Source organism: Leptolinea tardivitalis (assembly GCF_001050275.1).
GTDB lineage: Bacteria > Chloroflexota > Anaerolineae > Anaerolineales > Anaerolineaceae > Leptolinea > Leptolinea tardivitalis.
Genome location: NZ_BBYA01000009.1, coordinates 96,004 through 111,846, shown reverse-complemented (window position 1 = coordinate 111,846; position 15,843 = coordinate 96,004). Strand labels below are relative to the sequence as shown.

Here is a 15,843-nt window from a genome sequence, read left to right as displayed (position 1 = left end):
GGGAGGATTAATTTATGGCAATTGACATGGACTTTTTCGAAAAGACGAAGTATCCCTATCTGTCGAAACCAGCTCAACAGAATGGAATTCCTCAACCTCCGTTGGAGCAGCCGATTCCCAGCGATGCAAAAATTATCTCGCTGCCCGATCCCAAATCGATTACGGTTCCTGCGTTAGATATACGCAAAGCCATTGAACAACGGTCCACTCTCAGAAAATATTCGGAGATTGAGCTCAACCTGGAAGAATTTTCCTATTTATTGTGGGTTACCCAGGGTATTAGATCCATTTCTGATAGACCGGTTACATTCAGGAATGTCCCCTCAGCCGGTTCACGCCATGCTTTTGAAACATATATACTGATCAACCGTGTGGGTACTCTGGCTCCCGGATTGTACCGATATTCGGCGATCAAACACTGCATCTACCTGACCAATAATGAAGTAGGTATCAATGAGAAAATCACCACAGCCTGCAAAGAACAGGGGCATGTACGTACAAGCGCGGCCACATTTTTCTGGGTAGCCGATATTAATCGGATGGCCTGGCGATATTCAGAACGAGCCTGGCGCTATGTCTTGCTGGATGCCGGGCATGTCTGTCAGAATTTATACCTTGCCGCAGAATCAATCCACTGTGGTGTGTGTGGGATTGCTGCTTATGATGATGACCTGTTGAATGCCGCTCTCGGGGTAAACGGAAAAGACGAATTGGTAGTCTATGCGGCTACTATTGGAAAACGATAATATTTTATAAAGAATATTACCCGGTTACTCCGTCCGATCAGCGAATTTAAGGCCAAGATCGGCCGGAGTAACTGTTTTTCCGATGAATTCATCGAATGACAGGTTTTTCATTGTCCAACCGCAATTGGTTTTTACACGTTCAAACAGGGCTGAATAGCTTTCCATCGATCGCAACGGCCAATCAAGCCATAGAGAGTCAGCCGTCTCTTGCAAACGTGTTGCTGAAGGTCCCTCTATTTCAGAAAAATGACCAAACGGAAGTTCATCCAGAGTAACCAGGGATTCTCCGAGTGAATAGGTGGTACGGTATTTTTCATAGAGCATAAAGGGTTCGTAGCCCAGGGCTTCCAGAAGTTGGCGAGTATCATCGAAGCTGCTTACTTCAACTTCAATTTCCCTTCGTACACTCACAGTATGATTCATCTCAGCGGCACCTTTATACGTCAGGTGAGCTTTCTGATCCTGTCGAAGCCGTAAAACTTGATGATTGCGTGTTAAGGTTCCATCAGGTGTATCAAACCGAAAATTTGTTTCCTTTTCTCTGGGTTGGATAAGTTTTCCACCCAGAGCTTTTATGCGCAACTCCAGACGGGGAAGGTCTTTAATGAGAAACTTTACTTCAATTTCGTTTTCTGTCATGATCTTTCCATTTCAATAATTGGTGACGGAAGTCCGATGGATAGAGAAGGTAGCAGACCAATAAAGTCAAACAGGCTGACCACACAAACGCAAACGGCAATCCAGACCGGGCTTCCATTGATGTAGCAAAGAAAATCCGATCAATCCAATAAATCAACAGGCCAGCTGCCATAAGCCAGTAAATTTTTCTTTTATACATAGAGCTTGAAATCAATACCAGGATACCTGCCAGAGTATACACCAAACCAATAATCAGCCCATTTAATACCAGGTACCACACACCCGGATGTATTCCCAGGGAAGTGTAAAATTTCCAATTTTGGATGGAAAGAATTACCCGTGTCCATCCCATCAGGCCGGCTATTAAAATCCCACTGGCAACCACCAACTTCCGTATCGAACAACGGAATCCCTGCTTAATCCAGGTTTGCATTACTTAAATCCCAGGTCCCACAGATGTACATGCGCTGGTTCGCCATCAAAAATCGTACGAACTTCAAACCGCATACGTGTATACATGCCCTTTGATTTCAATGGGAGTTCGACTTGCCTGATTTTGGGGATATCTCGGACAGAAAGCCGATAAACATCTGGCGTATCTGAATTTTCTGATTGGGCATAAACAGAAAACTGTGTGGCAGAGCCGCCAATACGGAAAATAACCGATTGGATGGATTGAGGGTGAGAAAAATTGACTTCAAGTACCAGCGGATTGGCTGTTTCAGACCGTATAAGGGTGGCAGGATTATTATCAAAAAGATTTTCGATGTTCCCCATGTCTAGCCGAGAATATGCAACTTTTGCATCCCAACCATTGATCTTAATCTGAGCCGCACTTAGCATTGCCCTGTTGCTTTTTTCTTTTTCAAATACTTCTTTTATTGAAGGAATGTACTTAAGGTGGGCAAAGATAAAACCGGGTGAACCGTCAGGATAATTGATCACATCAATCACATTCATAGGCTCAAATTTGCCGGAATTGATAACCTTATTGAAATCGTCCGGTGGCATAACAAAAATGGTATTTTCTTTGAATGGTCGGTACTGTTCAATATAGGCATTCAGACTGGCAAGTTCAATGGGAACAGGATCGCCCATATGGAACCGTGCCAGCACATCTGTTCCGTTTGCCCAGTCTGGTGAAAATACAATCGGGGTCGAAGGATCCTCTTTCAGTATTTCTTTTATTCGGGAAAATGCCTGTACACCGCCGTATTGCATACCTTCCATCCCATAACTGGGGAACCAAACAGGGCCATTGGTTAACACATTATCCAGGAAGATGAAATTGATCAAAACCAACACTGTGAAAACAATCAAATCAAGTGACCATTTGATTTTTATTTTACGGTTAAGCCAGTCAATACAATAATCTATCCCTATGGTGATGAAAAACGCCGCCGGAATCACCATGAACATCCCACGGGTAATTCCAATAGCAGCCACTGCCGCACCGGTCGGTGCTGCCAGAAGGGCAAAAAGCATCACCCGATAATTCGTGTTTTTCAGTTTCTTAATGGAAATTAGCAGGCCGCCGATGAAAAACGGTAAAAAGTACCAACCCAGATGTCCCATGTTCTTCATGATATGCCGCGAAAGATCAATTTCATTGGGCAGGAACCAGTAGAACGGATTCAGACCGGCCAGATAGGCTTTTCCAAATTCTCCCAATTTCCAGATCAAGGGATTCGGTGAAATCCAATAGCTATCCAGCATTTCCAGATGGTGTTGATTTTCGCCGGGATGCAAATATAAGAAACGGAAATAGGGTAGAGCCAGCAACAATCCAAGCAGGAATGGCTTCCAGAGTTGTTTTCGGTTTTCCCAGTGGAAACGTGCATCAGAAATCAACAATAGAACAGCCATAACGGCCATAACAACACGGGCTGGGCTGTAACTGTAAAACGCCATAGCGGCAGAAACAAGTGATACATATAACCAGCGGAATTCACCATTTCGATAACGGATATAACCGAGCAGAAAAATAGTGTAAAACGAAACAGCCTCAACTGTCTCAAATGCGGTGCGTGAATGATAAAACCAGGCTGGAATTATGGAGAGTACCAGAACAGCCAGCCAACCACGCCGGTTGTTATAGATTTTTTCATAAATCAGGCCAATTCCAGCCGCTGCCAGAAGAGTGACACTGGCGGATATGAACCGGGTTGTAAAGACAGAGCGGATTCCGAGAACTACAGGCAAAACTTGAAGGTAGACCGGGAAACCAGCATTGAAAGTTGATCCACTTTTAAAGAAAGTGGGAAGAAATTCTCCTGAGAGTCCAACGAACCCACTCTTCACCAGATCGTACGCCAGCATGGTATGAACTGCTTCATCTGTAAAGAAAAAAATAGGGAAATCAGCCAGATGAATAAGTCGGAGTAAGTAATACACCAACAAAGCTCCAACAAATAACCAGAGGGAAGAATCAAAACGAAGAGAGAGTGTCTTGATCAGACGTAGAATTTGATCATACCAATGCGCGGCTGAAGGTAATCTATCAAGATTAAAAGCCAGATGTTTCTTTACTGGAACATCTGCGCCAGCAATATTCACTTCCGTTGTCCGGTAGGCTGACTTTTGGTCCGGCCGATATCGCAATGTCAAGTGAAATTCTGAACCAGGCGGCAAGTCAACAGATGCGTCAATCCGAATCTGACGGGCGTCTTTTTCTGGCTCCGTCCGGTCTTCCCCCTCAATTGGCATTTCGGATTCGTCATTCACCACGGAATGATTATAGCAAGGTTCCTGTTCATGTGAAGTAATCGACTGGCAATGGGTGGAAATTGGCAGGTATACTTAACGATATTTTATTAAAATCTTCACAGATGAAACCATCTCTCTGGGATATTCTTTCTACAATTTTGCTGGCAGCCAGTCTTGCAATGGGTGTCTGGTTTTTCCGTGTGTTTAACGATCCGTATTCTTCCATAAATCCATTTCCACCACCCACTCAAATCGAAAGACCTTTCATACCCAGCATTACACCTTCCCTGATTACTCTGCCTGAGGTATGGACTGAGGTTCCGGAAATAAATGAAAAAGAAACGTTATCCACCATTTCAGAAGACGAAGCCCGGGCTGTGGAGATAACCAACACACCTGTTCTGGTGGTGACGGAAGAACCGCAACAATCGGCAACACCATCATCCAAACGAAAACCTTCCGGCATCCTCCTGCCGACCAAGAATCCTTTTGAACCCACAGACGATCCATTGGATGATAACAAAATTCTCAAGATAACTGCACCTATCGGTGTTTTTAACAATGTCTGGCAGAATATTCAATCCATTCCATCATTTTCGTGGAGTACAACAAGATCCGTTCAGGAAATTGACCATTTTTTACTTTATTTTGGATCAAAACAAAATGGCAAACTGGCAACGAAAACTGGAAAGATGAACCAGATGTTTAAAGCTGTTCCCAGCGGCATTTATTATTTCCGGGTGCTGGCTGTTTCCCAAAATGGAACCATGATCGGATCTCCATCTTCCTTTCTATTCAAATATGACGACACACCTCCATCAAAACCAACCAGTTTCATGACGACCAGCACCGGCGACACAGATTATCCTTATTTCACATGGGGCGAGTCAAAAGATGCCCATTCAGGGATGATCGGCGGTATGGCCGGTTATGCCATTTACCAGGGACCTACCGCCAGATGTATGAAGCCGGTCGCCATAACGACTGCCAATCATTGGACGCCAGTTGCACCAATAGCCGCAGGCGCCACCGAGTATTTTTGTGTTCGAGCCATGGATGCCATCGGTAATGAATCAGATTGGGTTGGACCTGTTGCTTATACCTATGAAAAATAGCAAGAAGCATCGAAACCCGGAAAATTAAAACCCTTGAATACCAGGCTTTTGGGCGCGATTCTTGCACGTTGACTGTTGATATTCCTGGGTCAGAATGGGATAGAATCTATTCTGGTTGATTTTGGGATATTTAATACTTCCTAACCGGATATTTCAATGAGGTCAGGTAAGCCTGGTATCCGTTGCCTTGACTCTGGTTTAATCCGCGCTATACTGAAAAATACGGTTGGGTTTGGGATAAAAAGGATGGGAAGCGATGAAACTATCGTTCTGGGACATTTTAGCTTCAATGGTGATGCTTGGCGGTTTAGCCATGGCAACCATCTTCATTAATATATTTATCAATCCCTATTCATTTATTAATCCTTTTCCACCTCCAACACCTGTAGCCAGTCTTCAGGTGCCAACCCTGACACCATCTCAACGGTCATTGCCTGAACTCTGGACTGCCACACCCGAAACTCCGGGTGTTCCTTCTGTTACCAGTGTCTATACTACAGGAACCGCAACGGCAACCGGTACACGGTTGATTTTACCGACCGGTACAGCTACCCGCACAAAAACAGCCATTCCCATTATAAAGACAGCCACTAAGACTCCTAACCGTACGTTAACTTCCATTGCGTATCTCACACCAACGAAAACGACATCTTCTGGTGATGATGAGCACCCAACTACGCCTGGCACTCCTACCACAAGTTCATCCACTTCTGTTTCAACGCCTGTCTGGAGCTGGACAAAATCCACAGATAACGTCGGCGTCTCTTACTATCAGGTAACCTGGGGTGGTGATACCGATTGTAATAATACATCATACACCACAACATCCAGAACCTGGACAGCACCAGCCATGACAGCCGGTACAACCCGGTATATCTGTGTGCGGGCTGTGGATGCTGCCGGCAATAAATCTGACTGGGCCGGTCCATCGGGCTTTACATACGCATTGGCCGGTGCACCTTCCGCCACCACAAACGCAGCCACATCGGTAAACAGCACATCTGCCGTGTTAAACGGTTTAATCAACGCAAACTCACATGACACAACTGTGTTCTTCCAATATGGAACAACAACCTCATATGGAACAACTCAAGCCGGAACACCCGCTACGGTTACAGGTTCAACCAGCACGGCTGTCAGCTATACTCTTACTGGATTAACACCAAACACAACGTATCACTTCAGAGTGTATGGGACAAATTCGGTTACCACAACATACGGAGCCGATGTCACGTTTAAGACCCTGGGTACTCCTACCACTACAACGATTACCGGTATATCGGTTGAACCATCCGTCGTCGGGCAGAGTTATACGGTGTCTGTGTCTGTTGCGCCGGTTACAACAGGAACAGTTTCTGTGAGTGATGGCACGGGAGCCGTATGTTCTCCGGCGATCACCCTTTCAGGTGGAACAGGAACCTGCACTCTCACATCAACAACTGCCGGAACAAAGACGATTTCAGCCATTTTCAGCGGGAATTCCACCTACGCCACATCTACCGGTACTGCCACACATCAGGTTGACAAAGGCACCCCCATTGTATCTGTATGGCCTTCAGCCAGTGCCATTTCATATGGACAAACGCTGGCTTCCTCCACTCTTTCCGGTGGGGCTGCCATACCTTCTGGAACCTTCAGTTGGATTGATCCTTCTGTAACACCGGCGCTGGGTACGTCTTCACAGAATGTGCGCTTCACGCCGAGTAATTCTGCCAACTATAATACCGTTGATGGCACGGTGAATGTGACCGTCAATAAAGCCAACCAGACAACCCTGGTAGCCCATGTGGATCACACTCCTGTGGTTTACAACACTACAGCAGAATTGAGCACTACCGGCGGCAGCGGAACCGGAGCTGTCACCTTTAATATTGGCAGCTCCACGGGTTGTGCACTTTCTGATGCAACCCATATTATCGTCACCAATGTCGGCGGCACATGCGTTGTTACAGCCACTAAAGCCGATGACGGTAATTATTATGAAGCTACCAGCGCTCCATTGACCATCGCCCTGGCTAAAGCCAATCCGGTCACAGTCTGGCCCACCGGGAGCACAATAACATATGGCGCGTTGCTTGGTACATCCATTCTTTCCGGCGAAACCGTTATTACATCTGGGACTCTCCAATGGGTAAATCCAACGACGGTACCGCCGGCCGGAGATCCCAGCTATAGTGTTTCATTTACACCGGATGACACCACCAATTACAACACTGTGACACATAATGTAAGTCTGCATGTCAACAAAGCCACACCCACTGTGGATACCTGGCCGACGGCATCTGCCATCAATGCAGGGCAGGCACTCTCTGCCTCCACCCTGAGCGGCGGGCATGCCTCTGTCGCCGGTTCATTTGCCTTTGAAAGTCCAACAACGGTGCCTGGGGCAACAGGCCCTCAAAATGTGGTCTTTACGCCAGTGGACAGCGCTAATTATGAATCGGTTCTCGGTAGTGTAATCGTAACAGTCAATCCATAAATAGAGTTGACCTTCTTATAGAGGCCAGAAATGGCCTCTTTTTTATTTCATGTTGATTTTTTTCTCAAACATATTGTGTAGAAAAATCTTTCAGTAATAAAGTGTAAAATGTTAGAATGAAAAACAGGTTCAATCGTTTTCCAAAATGAGGAATGGAATGAAACTTACTTTTTGGGACATTCTGGCTTCGTTATTCGTGATAAGCGGTCTGGCGCTGGCCGTCATTTTTATCAATATTTTTATCAATCCCTATTCGTTTATCAATCCATTTCCTCCCCCCACTCCAGCGTCCACCAGTGCACCTTCACTGACGCCCTCCCAGCAATCGCTTCCGCAACTATGGACAGGCACACCGGAGACTCCGGGTGTGCCATCTCTTACCGGATTGCCACCCTCAGAAACAGCGGCTCCCACCGCTTTCCACTGGGTTTTTCCAACCAGCACGCCCTTCAAAACTTTTACCCGCACACCCAACTGGGTGCTGACGATTAACGCCCTTCGCACGGCAACTTATACCAGTACAGCTTCAACAGATACAACACCGCCTACTCTGCCGGGTATACCCCGAACAGATTCCGCCACCAATAACCCGACGCCATTATGGTATTGGTCAATGTCAAATGATTCTGGAAGCGGCTTAAGGTATTACCAGGTTACCTGGGGCGGGGATGTTAACTGCAACAATAATGTATATGTAACAGCGACCAATAATTGGACGGCGCCTGTTATCACGGCAAATGCAAATTATTACATCTGCGTGCGAGCCAGAGACGTTGCCGGCAATTATTCCAACTGGGTGGGTCCGGCCGGTTTTTATTATTCCGGACCGGTGGCGAATCCAACAGTCACCCGTACTCCAACCCGTACTCATACCCCTGTTCTGACCAATACAGTCACTCTTACATTTACTCCATCATTATCTCCCACCAATACTTCCACCGGTGTGCTGCCACCAACGGCAACATCTACCTTCACCTCAACAGCCACTACTATCCCATCCACAGCCACTTCGACTTCCACGTACACAGCGACTCTTCCTGTGGTTCTGACGGATACACCCACTGCCACCTATACAGTGGCAATACCTCCAACAGAAACAGCCACTGAAACGGCCACAGTCGTCATCGTTCCCACGGAGACGGAGACTCCCACAGAAACATCGACCTATACCATCACCCCGACAGAGACAGCAACCACCGAAGCTTCTGTCACACCCACATTTACGACTGTTCCGTCCACTTATACCATTTCGGGCAGCACGGGAGTCGGCCCCACCATGACGCCCACTGGCGATCCGGTTCCGGCTGTGACTATTTCGGTCACCGGTGATCCGGGGGCTATTGTCACCCAGCCTGATGGATATGGCAATTACTCTGTTGTGGTTCCAGCCAACTGGTCAGGTGTCATTACGCCATCGCGCATTGGTTATAAATTCACTCCAGTGAAATACGAATACACCCACGTGAATGCCAACATGCCCAACCAGAACTTCACTTCCGAAGAGACAGCCACGTTCACCATCACAGGAAATATCGGCGCGGCTCCAGGATCAACAGTTACGGCCAATAATGGCGCGGTCGTGACCGTGCAACCTGAATTGGACGGTAATTACGAGGTTGTGGTGTACGCCGGTTGGTCCGGCACCATAAAAGTAACCAATCCATCATGTACATTCACGCCACCGCAACATGATTACACCAATGTAACGGGTGCCTTAACTGACCAGAACTTCACACCTGCCTGCCCTTAAGAGCGGCTGCTTTCAACAGGAATCCATTTCAATCTGATCGGACTGGGATGGATTCCTATTCTAAATCGGTAAAAACAAAATACGTTACAATTACCGGGAGGAGATCACCATGAAAGATCCCATCACCCCTGAAGTATTTGCCCATCTAGTTGATCTGGCTGCATTGGAACTGGAACCCACACAAGCTGAATACCTTCGGCTGCAACTGAACCATCAATTAAAAGCCATTCAAGAACTGGAATCCATTCCACTGGAAAGCAATGTGGAGATCAGCGCCCACGGCGTACCCTACACGGCGGAAATAAGCCCCGCCCCCCGGGAAGATATCTGGAAGCCCTACCCTGAACCGGCTGACATTATCAAACAGGCCCCCGCAACTGACGAGGGATATATTGTTGTTCCAGAAATTCCACATATCACCCTAAAATGACCATGAATCCTTGCGATCAATCTGCTGTCGAATTGAGTAAACTACTGCGCCGCAAAGAAATTTCTGCGGTCGAAATTTTGGAATCTGCCCTTGAACGTATTGATCAGGTGGACGGCCGCCCCGGAACTCTTAATCCGGGAGCCATAACGGATGCGGATAAACAGAAAGTCCATTCATTTATTACTCTCACAGCCGAACGCGCCCGTGCCCAGGCAAAAGAAGTCGACCGGAAATTGAAAGCCGGCGAGGATCCGGGTGCTCTAGCCGGTATCCCATTAACGGTCAAAGATATTTTTGTACTGAAGGGGACACCATCAACAGCGGCATCGAAAATTCTGGCGAATTTCATTTCACCGTATACAGCCACACCCGTTTCGCGGCTGGAAGCCGCCGGTGCCGTTACCCTGGGTAAAGTCAATCTGGATGAATTCACATACGGATCATCCAATGAATCCTCTGCGTTTCAACCCAGCCCGCGGAATCCCTGGGACACCCATACCGTTCCGGGTGGATCATCGGGCGGAAGTGCCGCATCGGTAGCAGCCGGTGAAGCAGTTCTCTCCCTCGGAACGGATACCGCCGGTTCCATTCGTCAACCAGCCGCATTTTGCGGAGTGGTGGGAGTCAAACCAACTTACGGTCGGGTAAGCCGGTATGGATTAATTGCTTTTGCCAGCTCACTCGATTGCCCCGGTCCGGTGGCTCGTTCGGTAGAAGATGCCGCCCTGATGCTGAAAGTCATGGCCGGTGCCGATCCGTCTGACGACACCGCCGCCAATATTCCGGTGCCTGATTATCTGGCAGAACTGGAAAAAGGCGTAAAAGGACTGCGCATCGGCCTTTCACCCGATTACTTCCGTATTACTTATCCTGATCCAACCAGCGGAGAGCTGCTCATGCAGGCCATTTCGCCGGAGATTGAAGCGTCTGTGCGGCGTGCCGCTTCCTTATTGAAAGAAATGGGCGCGGAGATCATTGAAGATGTCCCCATGCCCAATACCCGTTACGGTATTCCGGCTTATTTTGTCATCAGCCGGGTGGAAGCCGCCTCAAACCTGCACCGCTACGACGGCGTGAAATATGGTTTCCGTACTCCCGAGCCAACACATGAACTGCGCGATCTGTACAAGAAAACCCGTGCGCAGGGTTTTGGCCCGCAGCCCAAGCTGCGTATTTTGATGGGAATGTATGTGTCTGCCGCCCAGTACAGCGAACAGTATTACAACCGCGCTCTGAAGGTTCGCACACTCATTCGCCGAGATTTCGATACTGTCTTTGATAAGAATGGCGCTTACCGGCTGGATGCCCTGCTGACTCCTACCACACCGACTACGGCCTTTGAAATGGGTGCTGTCTACGGTGATTCTGTTTTGATGCAGTATGCCGACCAACTAACCGTCCCTGCGAATCACGCCGGCATCCCCGGACTGTCACTCCCGGCCGGGTTGGATTCAAAACGTCTGCCCATCGGTATTCAACTGCTGGGAGCCGATTTCTCCGAGTCTGTGCTTTTCCGCATTGGCCGTGCCTTTGAACAGGCTACGGAAACTGATGCATGGCGCAAAGAGAAACCGGGTGTGCTGGCATCATGAAAACCAGCTTTCTCTCCGCTGTGGCAAGAACACGATCCACGTTGATTAGAAGGTGCGTATGACTGAATACGAAGCCATAATCGGGTTGGAGACACACATCCAGCTCAATACCACAACCAAAATCTTTTGCTCCTGCAAGGCTGATTCATGGTTCGATCCGCCCAATACCAATATTTGCCCGGTATGCACCGGTCTGCCCGGCGCCCTGCCGACATTGAATAAGGCTGTGGTGGAAAAGGCAGTGCTTTTAGCCAAAGCCATGCATGCGAACCTCCTGCCGCTTTCATATTTTGCCCGCAAGAATTATTTTTACCCCGACCTGCCCAAGGGATACCAGATATCCCAGTATGACAAACCCATAGCTGTCGGTGGTTTCCTCGATATGCCCATGAATCCCGCCAATGGACAGAGTTATATACGCCATATCACCATTGATAATATGCATCTCGAAGAAGATGCTGGCAAGACCCGCAATGAACCCGGCCGCCGGTTGATCGATTTTAATCGCTGCGGCGTGCCATTAATCGAAATGGTCACCGGACCTGATCTCCGGTCAGCCGATGAAGCTGCCCAGTACCTCATCCGCCTGCGTCAATTGCTGCGATGGCTTGGCATATCCGAAGCGGATATGGAAAAAGCACATCTGCGCTGCGATGCCAATGTGTCCATCCGGCCCAAAGGCGCCTCTCACCTAAATCCCAAAACGGAGATCAAAAACGTCAATTCGATAGATGCCGTCAAGGAAGCCATTGGAAAAGAGATCGAACGTCAGACTAACGAAATGGAAGCCGGACATAAGATTGAAACATGGACTCTCGAGTGGGATGAAGATGCCGGTGTTTTACGAAAGATGCGTTCTAAAGAGACGGAAGCCGATTACCGGTATTTCCGCGAACCCGATCTGCTGGCAATCCGCATGACAGATGAATGGCGAAATGCGATCCTCGAAGGATTCCCGGAATTACCTCTGGAACGGCGGGCACGGTTTATTGAAGACTACGGGTTGCCGGAATATGATGCAGAAATTTTAACCGGTGAGAGGTCGCTCTCTGATTATTTTGAAACCACAGTAAAGACGTATAAAGGCGATCCCAAGCGTGTCTCTAACTGGATCATGAATGATATCTTGCGTATGGTCAACGAAGCCGGGAAACCAGCGTATGAGTTGAAACTCACCCCGGCTTTTCTCGCCGAGATTATCCAACTGGTAGACTCCGGTACCATAAACACATCGACTGGGAAGAACCTGCTGGGGAAAGTGGAAACTTCTGGAAGAGCTCCATCAAAAATTGTGGAAGAGGAAGGTCTGGCAAAAGTAAGCGATGACTCCGCTATCCGTGAAGTCTGTGCGAAAATTATGGCAGCCAGTCCCAATGAAACCGCATCGTATAAAGCAGGCAAAGTTACTCTCATCGGGTGGTTTGTCGGGCAGGTGATGAAGGAAATGCGCGGCAAGGCCGATCCGCAAATAGCCCGCAAGATCATGGAAGAAATGCTTTCCCAATAAATCCAGATATTCGTTAACCTGAAAAACAGCCCTTCCGGGCTGTTTTTTTTTATTACCACTACCTTGACAGACGATATATCGCATGATAGTATATCGTCATACGTTATATCGAGGTTCGACTTATGATACAAAAAGAACTGCAAAAATATTTGCCACTTTCCGAATCGACTTATTACATCATGCTCTCCCTGGTGGAACCCCGTCATGGTTATGGTGTAATGCAATATGTGGAAAAAATCAGCCGGCAATCTGTCACTATTGGACCGGGCACCCTGTATGGGGCTTTTGCCAATCTGGAAAAGGAGCACCTGATCCGAAGTGTGGGAGAAGAAGACAGGCGTAAGTATTTTGTACTTACAGATGAAGGCCGCGAGGTGTTGGCAGAACAAATCCGTCGGTTGACTATTATGGCTGAAAATGGAAATTTGGTAATACCCGATTTGGAGAAATAAGAAGAATGTCAGACAAAAATTTGATTAAGAAATTTCGCTGGTTCTGGGCGTGGGATGATGAACGGGAAGAAAACTGGTTGCAAGAAATGTCAAACCAGGGTCTTCACATGAAATCTGTTGTATTTCCTGGAATTTACACATTTGAACAAAACCCGGGTGTAAATTATGTTTACCGTCTTGATTATGCACCGGAAACAAAATCCATAAATGAGTACATAACCCTTTTCAACGATGCCGGGTGGGATTATCTGGGGAAAATAACCTTCTGGCAATACTTTCGCAAAAAAGTCACAGGCCATGAGATCCCAGAAATCTTTACAGACCAGGAATCAAAAATCGCAAAATGCAAGAAGATCATGTGGGCATTGCTGGGGATTATGCCTTTGATTGTGGTGAATCTGATCAATTCCTATAGCCGATTGAATCAACCCATCTGGTTTGCCTTTGCCATAATCTTTACGCTGTTTTTTATTTTGTTTTCCATCGGAATCTGGAAACTATACAAACGGATTTCACAATTGAAACGATTATGATAAAAAGCGACGGCATATAAACCGTCGCTTTTTTTCATTTTCTCCAGTTGTGAGCCGTATCAATGGCGATTTTCAGGTTGTCCCAACTGGTATCTGCGGGAACCGTGCAATCAGCCGCCAGGATATACCGTTCCGGGGCTTCTTTCAACGCAGACTCCGCCGCCGAAACGATTTCTTCTTTTGTTCCTTTGGCCAACGCGCCCAACCGGTTCATTCCGCCCATGAACGGGCGGTTAAACAGGCGGGATACTTCTTTCGCGCTGATTTTTCCTTCGGTCAATTCGAGGCTTGCATTGACCACCTGACCGGGATAATCTTTATACCGATCAATGGATTTATAGGGAAGCTGGTAATCACACACATGCAGGATGCTGAAAAGACATTGCCGGTTTATTTCTTCCATTAATTCCAGATCAAAGGGACGGATACAGGTATCAAAACACATCGGGTTGTCAAAGCGGTCAGCTTCTCCACCCTGAGTGGACATGTAAAATCCATCCAGCCCCAGGCGAATACATTCCTTTACAAAACGCATCACACTATTGGTAATGATCCGCATACCAATCTTTACTTTTTCGGGATCTTCTTTAATTTGTCGGGTGAGCAGGTCATAGCTGGTAGTCTGGGCAGCAAACATAAAAGGTGAATACAGGGTAAGCACCACCAACGCTTCTTTTTTTGCCGCCTTAACCAACCCCTCAACCACTTCTAATGGTTCTTCATAGAAATCCAACGGATATTCAGGCAGTTTCACCCAGTCATCCGGAGTTTGTATCTCATCAAGGTGAGGGAATTTTTTTTCATATTGGATCTTCACAAAATCCATACCGGTGTAATGAAAGAATTCCATGTGCCTGTCGACGGCAGACTGACCTCTTTGAAAATCTGGGCCAAAGTGCAAAAAGAAACCAGCCGGAATATAGGCAGGTTTTGAAGATGAATCAATAAGGCTTAATACCGCATCTCTTTTGTTCATGTTTTTCTCCCGGATAAAGGATGCTTGTTTTTACAGGCGAATAAATTGTAATTCAATCGACGGGAGCGCCCCCTATCAAGAATCCCCGCATAGAGATCGACGCAGCCAAAATAGACTCATTGAAAAATTCGACAGGTTCGCCGGCCTCCTGCATGGCAAGAATATAAAGCGCCGGAAGAAAATGTTCACCTGAATTGATGGATAAAGAAGCCGCTTTTCCCTGTTTTTCATAGTGGATGAGTGCGTCGTGATCACCGGTCTGTATCCAATTGCGTATCTTCTGGTCGAACTCTCCTGCCCAGTCATACGGATAACTTCCCCAGGATACCATTGCCAGGTTATGGACCAGATTCCCACTGCCCATAACCAACACTCCCTGATCACGCAAAAACCGGAGCTGCTTTCCCATGTTGTAATGGTATGCACCATCGCGTGTACGGTCGAGTGAGAGCTGGATTACCGGTATGTCTGCTTCAGGGTACATATGGCAAAGAACAGACCATGTCCCATGGTCCAATCCCCATTGCAGGTCAGGCCGTAAGGTAACCGGCTTTACAGTGGAGCACAGGGTGATCGCCAGTGAAGGGTCTCCCGGGGCCGGGTATTGCAAATCGAAGAGTTCTTTTGGAAATCCATAAAAATCATGGATGGTTCGAGGTCTATCGGCAGCGGTCACCTGGGAGCCTTCCGTCTCCCAGTGTGCCGAGATACTCACAATAGCTCTGGGGCGGGGCAGCCGTCTGGCCAATGAAACCCAGGTGCGATTGTATCCATTTTTCTCAATGGCATTCATGGGACTGCCATGACCGACAAACAATACGGGCATACGTTCGTCACTCATTTTTCTCCCTTGGATCCATCATAATCTTATGGTTGAACACCTTTATATATACATAATACTCATATCGCGGGCTTTTG

General features: G+C 47.4%; 14 protein-coding genes. 9 read left to right on the top strand and 5 right to left on the bottom strand.

The features are described from left to right. Positions 1 to 14 precede the first annotated feature (14 nt). Positions 15 to 746 (top strand): SagB/ThcOx family dehydrogenase, encoded by a 732-nt coding sequence (locus tag LTAR_RS07725; RefSeq protein ID WP_062421625.1) that lies wholly within the window; start codon positions 15 to 17, stop codon positions 744 to 746. Between the two features lie 24 nt (positions 747 to 770). Here the strand turns inward: LTAR_RS07725 and cyaB are convergent, their stop codons facing one another. Genes cyaB through LTAR_RS07710 form a run of 3 tightly spaced genes read right to left on the bottom strand, consistent with a single transcriptional unit; the run spans position 771 to position 4,091 of the window. Then, on the bottom strand, positions 771 to 1,385 hold the full coding sequence (gene cyaB / locus LTAR_RS07720; RefSeq protein ID WP_062421624.1) for a class IV adenylate cyclase: 615 nt from the start codon (positions 1,383 to 1,385) through the stop codon (positions 771 to 773). Next, complete coding sequence (locus tag LTAR_RS07715; RefSeq protein ID WP_062421623.1) at positions 1,366 to 1,818, bottom strand: hypothetical protein; 453 nt, start codon at positions 1,816 to 1,818, stop codon at positions 1,366 to 1,368. Before LTAR_RS07715 ends, cyaB begins: the two co-directional genes overlap by 20 nt. After that, positions 1,818 to 4,091, bottom strand: coding sequence for an ArnT family glycosyltransferase (locus LTAR_RS07710; RefSeq protein ID WP_062421622.1), 2,274 nt, complete (start codon positions 4,089 to 4,091; stop codon positions 1,818 to 1,820). Before LTAR_RS07710 ends, LTAR_RS07715 begins: the two co-directional genes overlap by 1 nt. A gap of 80 nt (positions 4,092 to 4,171) precedes the next feature. On the opposite strand from LTAR_RS07710, the gene LTAR_RS07705 reads away from it, so the two are divergent. The 8 genes from LTAR_RS07705 to LTAR_RS07670 all read left to right on the top strand — a co-directional run bounded on the left by LTAR_RS07705 (position 4,172) and on the right by LTAR_RS07670 (position 13,949). Further along, on the top strand, positions 4,172 to 5,206 hold the full coding sequence (locus LTAR_RS07705; protein WP_062421621.1) for a fibronectin type III domain-containing protein: 1,035 nt from the start codon (positions 4,172 to 4,174) through the stop codon (positions 5,204 to 5,206). A 256-nt stretch (positions 5,207 to 5,462) separates the two neighbouring features. Continuing rightward, positions 5,463 to 7,685: an Ig-like domain repeat protein gene (locus LTAR_RS07700; RefSeq protein WP_062421620.1), complete on the top strand. Its 2,223-nt coding sequence runs from the start codon at positions 5,463 to 5,465 to the stop codon at positions 7,683 to 7,685. Between the two features lie 157 nt (positions 7,686 to 7,842). Next, entirely contained in the window at positions 7,843 to 9,435 is a 1,593-nt protein-coding gene (locus LTAR_RS07695; RefSeq protein ID WP_062421619.1) for a hypothetical protein, read from the top strand. Between the two features lie 109 nt (positions 9,436 to 9,544). After that, positions 9,545 to 9,865 carry an Asp-tRNA(Asn)/Glu-tRNA(Gln) amidotransferase subunit GatC gene (locus tag LTAR_RS07690; RefSeq protein WP_062421618.1) on the top strand — a complete coding sequence of 107 codons (321 nt, stop codon included), beginning with the start codon at positions 9,545 to 9,547 and terminating at the stop codon, positions 9,863 to 9,865. Positions 9,866 to 9,867: 2 nt separating this feature from the next. Next, a complete protein-coding gene (gatA, locus tag LTAR_RS07685) occupies positions 9,868 to 11,457 on the top strand; it encodes an Asp-tRNA(Asn)/Glu-tRNA(Gln) amidotransferase subunit GatA (RefSeq protein ID WP_062421996.1) in 1,590 nt (529 codons plus the stop codon). Positions 11,458 to 11,515: 58 nt separating this feature from the next. Further along, positions 11,516 to 12,964 (top strand): Asp-tRNA(Asn)/Glu-tRNA(Gln) amidotransferase subunit GatB, encoded by a 1,449-nt coding sequence (gene gatB, locus LTAR_RS07680; protein ID WP_062421617.1) that lies wholly within the window; start codon positions 11,516 to 11,518, stop codon positions 12,962 to 12,964. 122 nt (positions 12,965 to 13,086) lie between these two features. Further along, positions 13,087 to 13,416, top strand: coding sequence for a PadR family transcriptional regulator (locus tag LTAR_RS07675; RefSeq protein WP_062421616.1), 330 nt, complete (start codon positions 13,087 to 13,089; stop codon positions 13,414 to 13,416). Between the two features lie 5 nt (positions 13,417 to 13,421). Further along, complete coding sequence (locus LTAR_RS07670; RefSeq protein ID WP_062421615.1) at positions 13,422 to 13,949, top strand: DUF2812 domain-containing protein; 528 nt, start codon at positions 13,422 to 13,424, stop codon at positions 13,947 to 13,949. A gap of 34 nt (positions 13,950 to 13,983) precedes the next feature. Here LTAR_RS07670 and LTAR_RS07665 read toward each other — a convergent pair whose 3' ends face one another. Continuing rightward, positions 13,984 to 14,925 (bottom strand): uroporphyrinogen decarboxylase family protein, encoded by a 942-nt coding sequence (locus LTAR_RS07665; protein WP_062421614.1) that lies wholly within the window; start codon positions 14,923 to 14,925, stop codon positions 13,984 to 13,986. 52 nt (positions 14,926 to 14,977) lie between these two features. After that, positions 14,978 to 15,766, bottom strand: a complete 789-nt coding sequence (gene ygiD, locus LTAR_RS07660) for a 4,5-DOPA-extradiol-dioxygenase (RefSeq protein WP_062421613.1) — start codon at positions 15,764 to 15,766, stop codon at positions 14,978 to 14,980. Between the last annotated feature and the right edge of the window lie 77 nt (positions 15,767 to 15,843).

Excerpts from the sequence above, each read along its gene's own strand:
- LTAR_RS07670 (WP_062421615.1), top strand. The coding sequence starts at position 13,422 with ATGTCAGACAAAAATTTGATTAAGAAATTTCGCTGGTTCTGGGCGTGG.
- LTAR_RS07695 (WP_062421619.1), top strand. The coding sequence starts at position 7,843 with ATGAAACTTACTTTTTGGGACATTCTGGCTTCGTTATTCGTGATAAGC.
- ygiD (WP_062421613.1), bottom strand. The coding sequence starts at position 15,766 with ATGAGTGACGAACGTATGCCCGTATTGTTTGTCGGTCATGGCAGTCCC.
- LTAR_RS07715 (WP_062421623.1), bottom strand. The coding sequence starts at position 1,818 with ATGCAAACCTGGATTAAGCAGGGATTCCGTTGTTCGATACGGAAGTTG.
- gatB (WP_062421617.1), top strand. The coding sequence starts at position 11,516 with ATGACTGAATACGAAGCCATAATCGGGTTGGAGACACACATCCAGCTC.
- gatA (WP_062421996.1), top strand. The coding sequence starts at position 9,868 with ATGAATCCTTGCGATCAATCTGCTGTCGAATTGAGTAAACTACTGCGC.
- LTAR_RS07690 (WP_062421618.1), top strand. The coding sequence starts at position 9,545 with ATGAAAGATCCCATCACCCCTGAAGTATTTGCCCATCTAGTTGATCTG.
- LTAR_RS07665 (WP_062421614.1), bottom strand. The coding sequence starts at position 14,925 with ATGAACAAAAGAGATGCGGTATTAAGCCTTATTGATTCATCTTCAAAA.
- LTAR_RS07710 (WP_062421622.1), bottom strand. The coding sequence starts at position 4,091 with ATGCCAATTGAGGGGGAAGACCGGACGGAGCCAGAAAAAGACGCCCGT.
- LTAR_RS07725 (WP_062421625.1), top strand. The coding sequence starts at position 15 with ATGGCAATTGACATGGACTTTTTCGAAAAGACGAAGTATCCCTATCTG.
- cyaB (WP_062421624.1), bottom strand. The coding sequence starts at position 1,385 with ATGACAGAAAACGAAATTGAAGTAAAGTTTCTCATTAAAGACCTTCCC.
- LTAR_RS07675 (WP_062421616.1), top strand. The coding sequence starts at position 13,087 with ATGATACAAAAAGAACTGCAAAAATATTTGCCACTTTCCGAATCGACT.
- LTAR_RS07700 (WP_062421620.1), top strand. The coding sequence starts at position 5,463 with ATGAAACTATCGTTCTGGGACATTTTAGCTTCAATGGTGATGCTTGGC.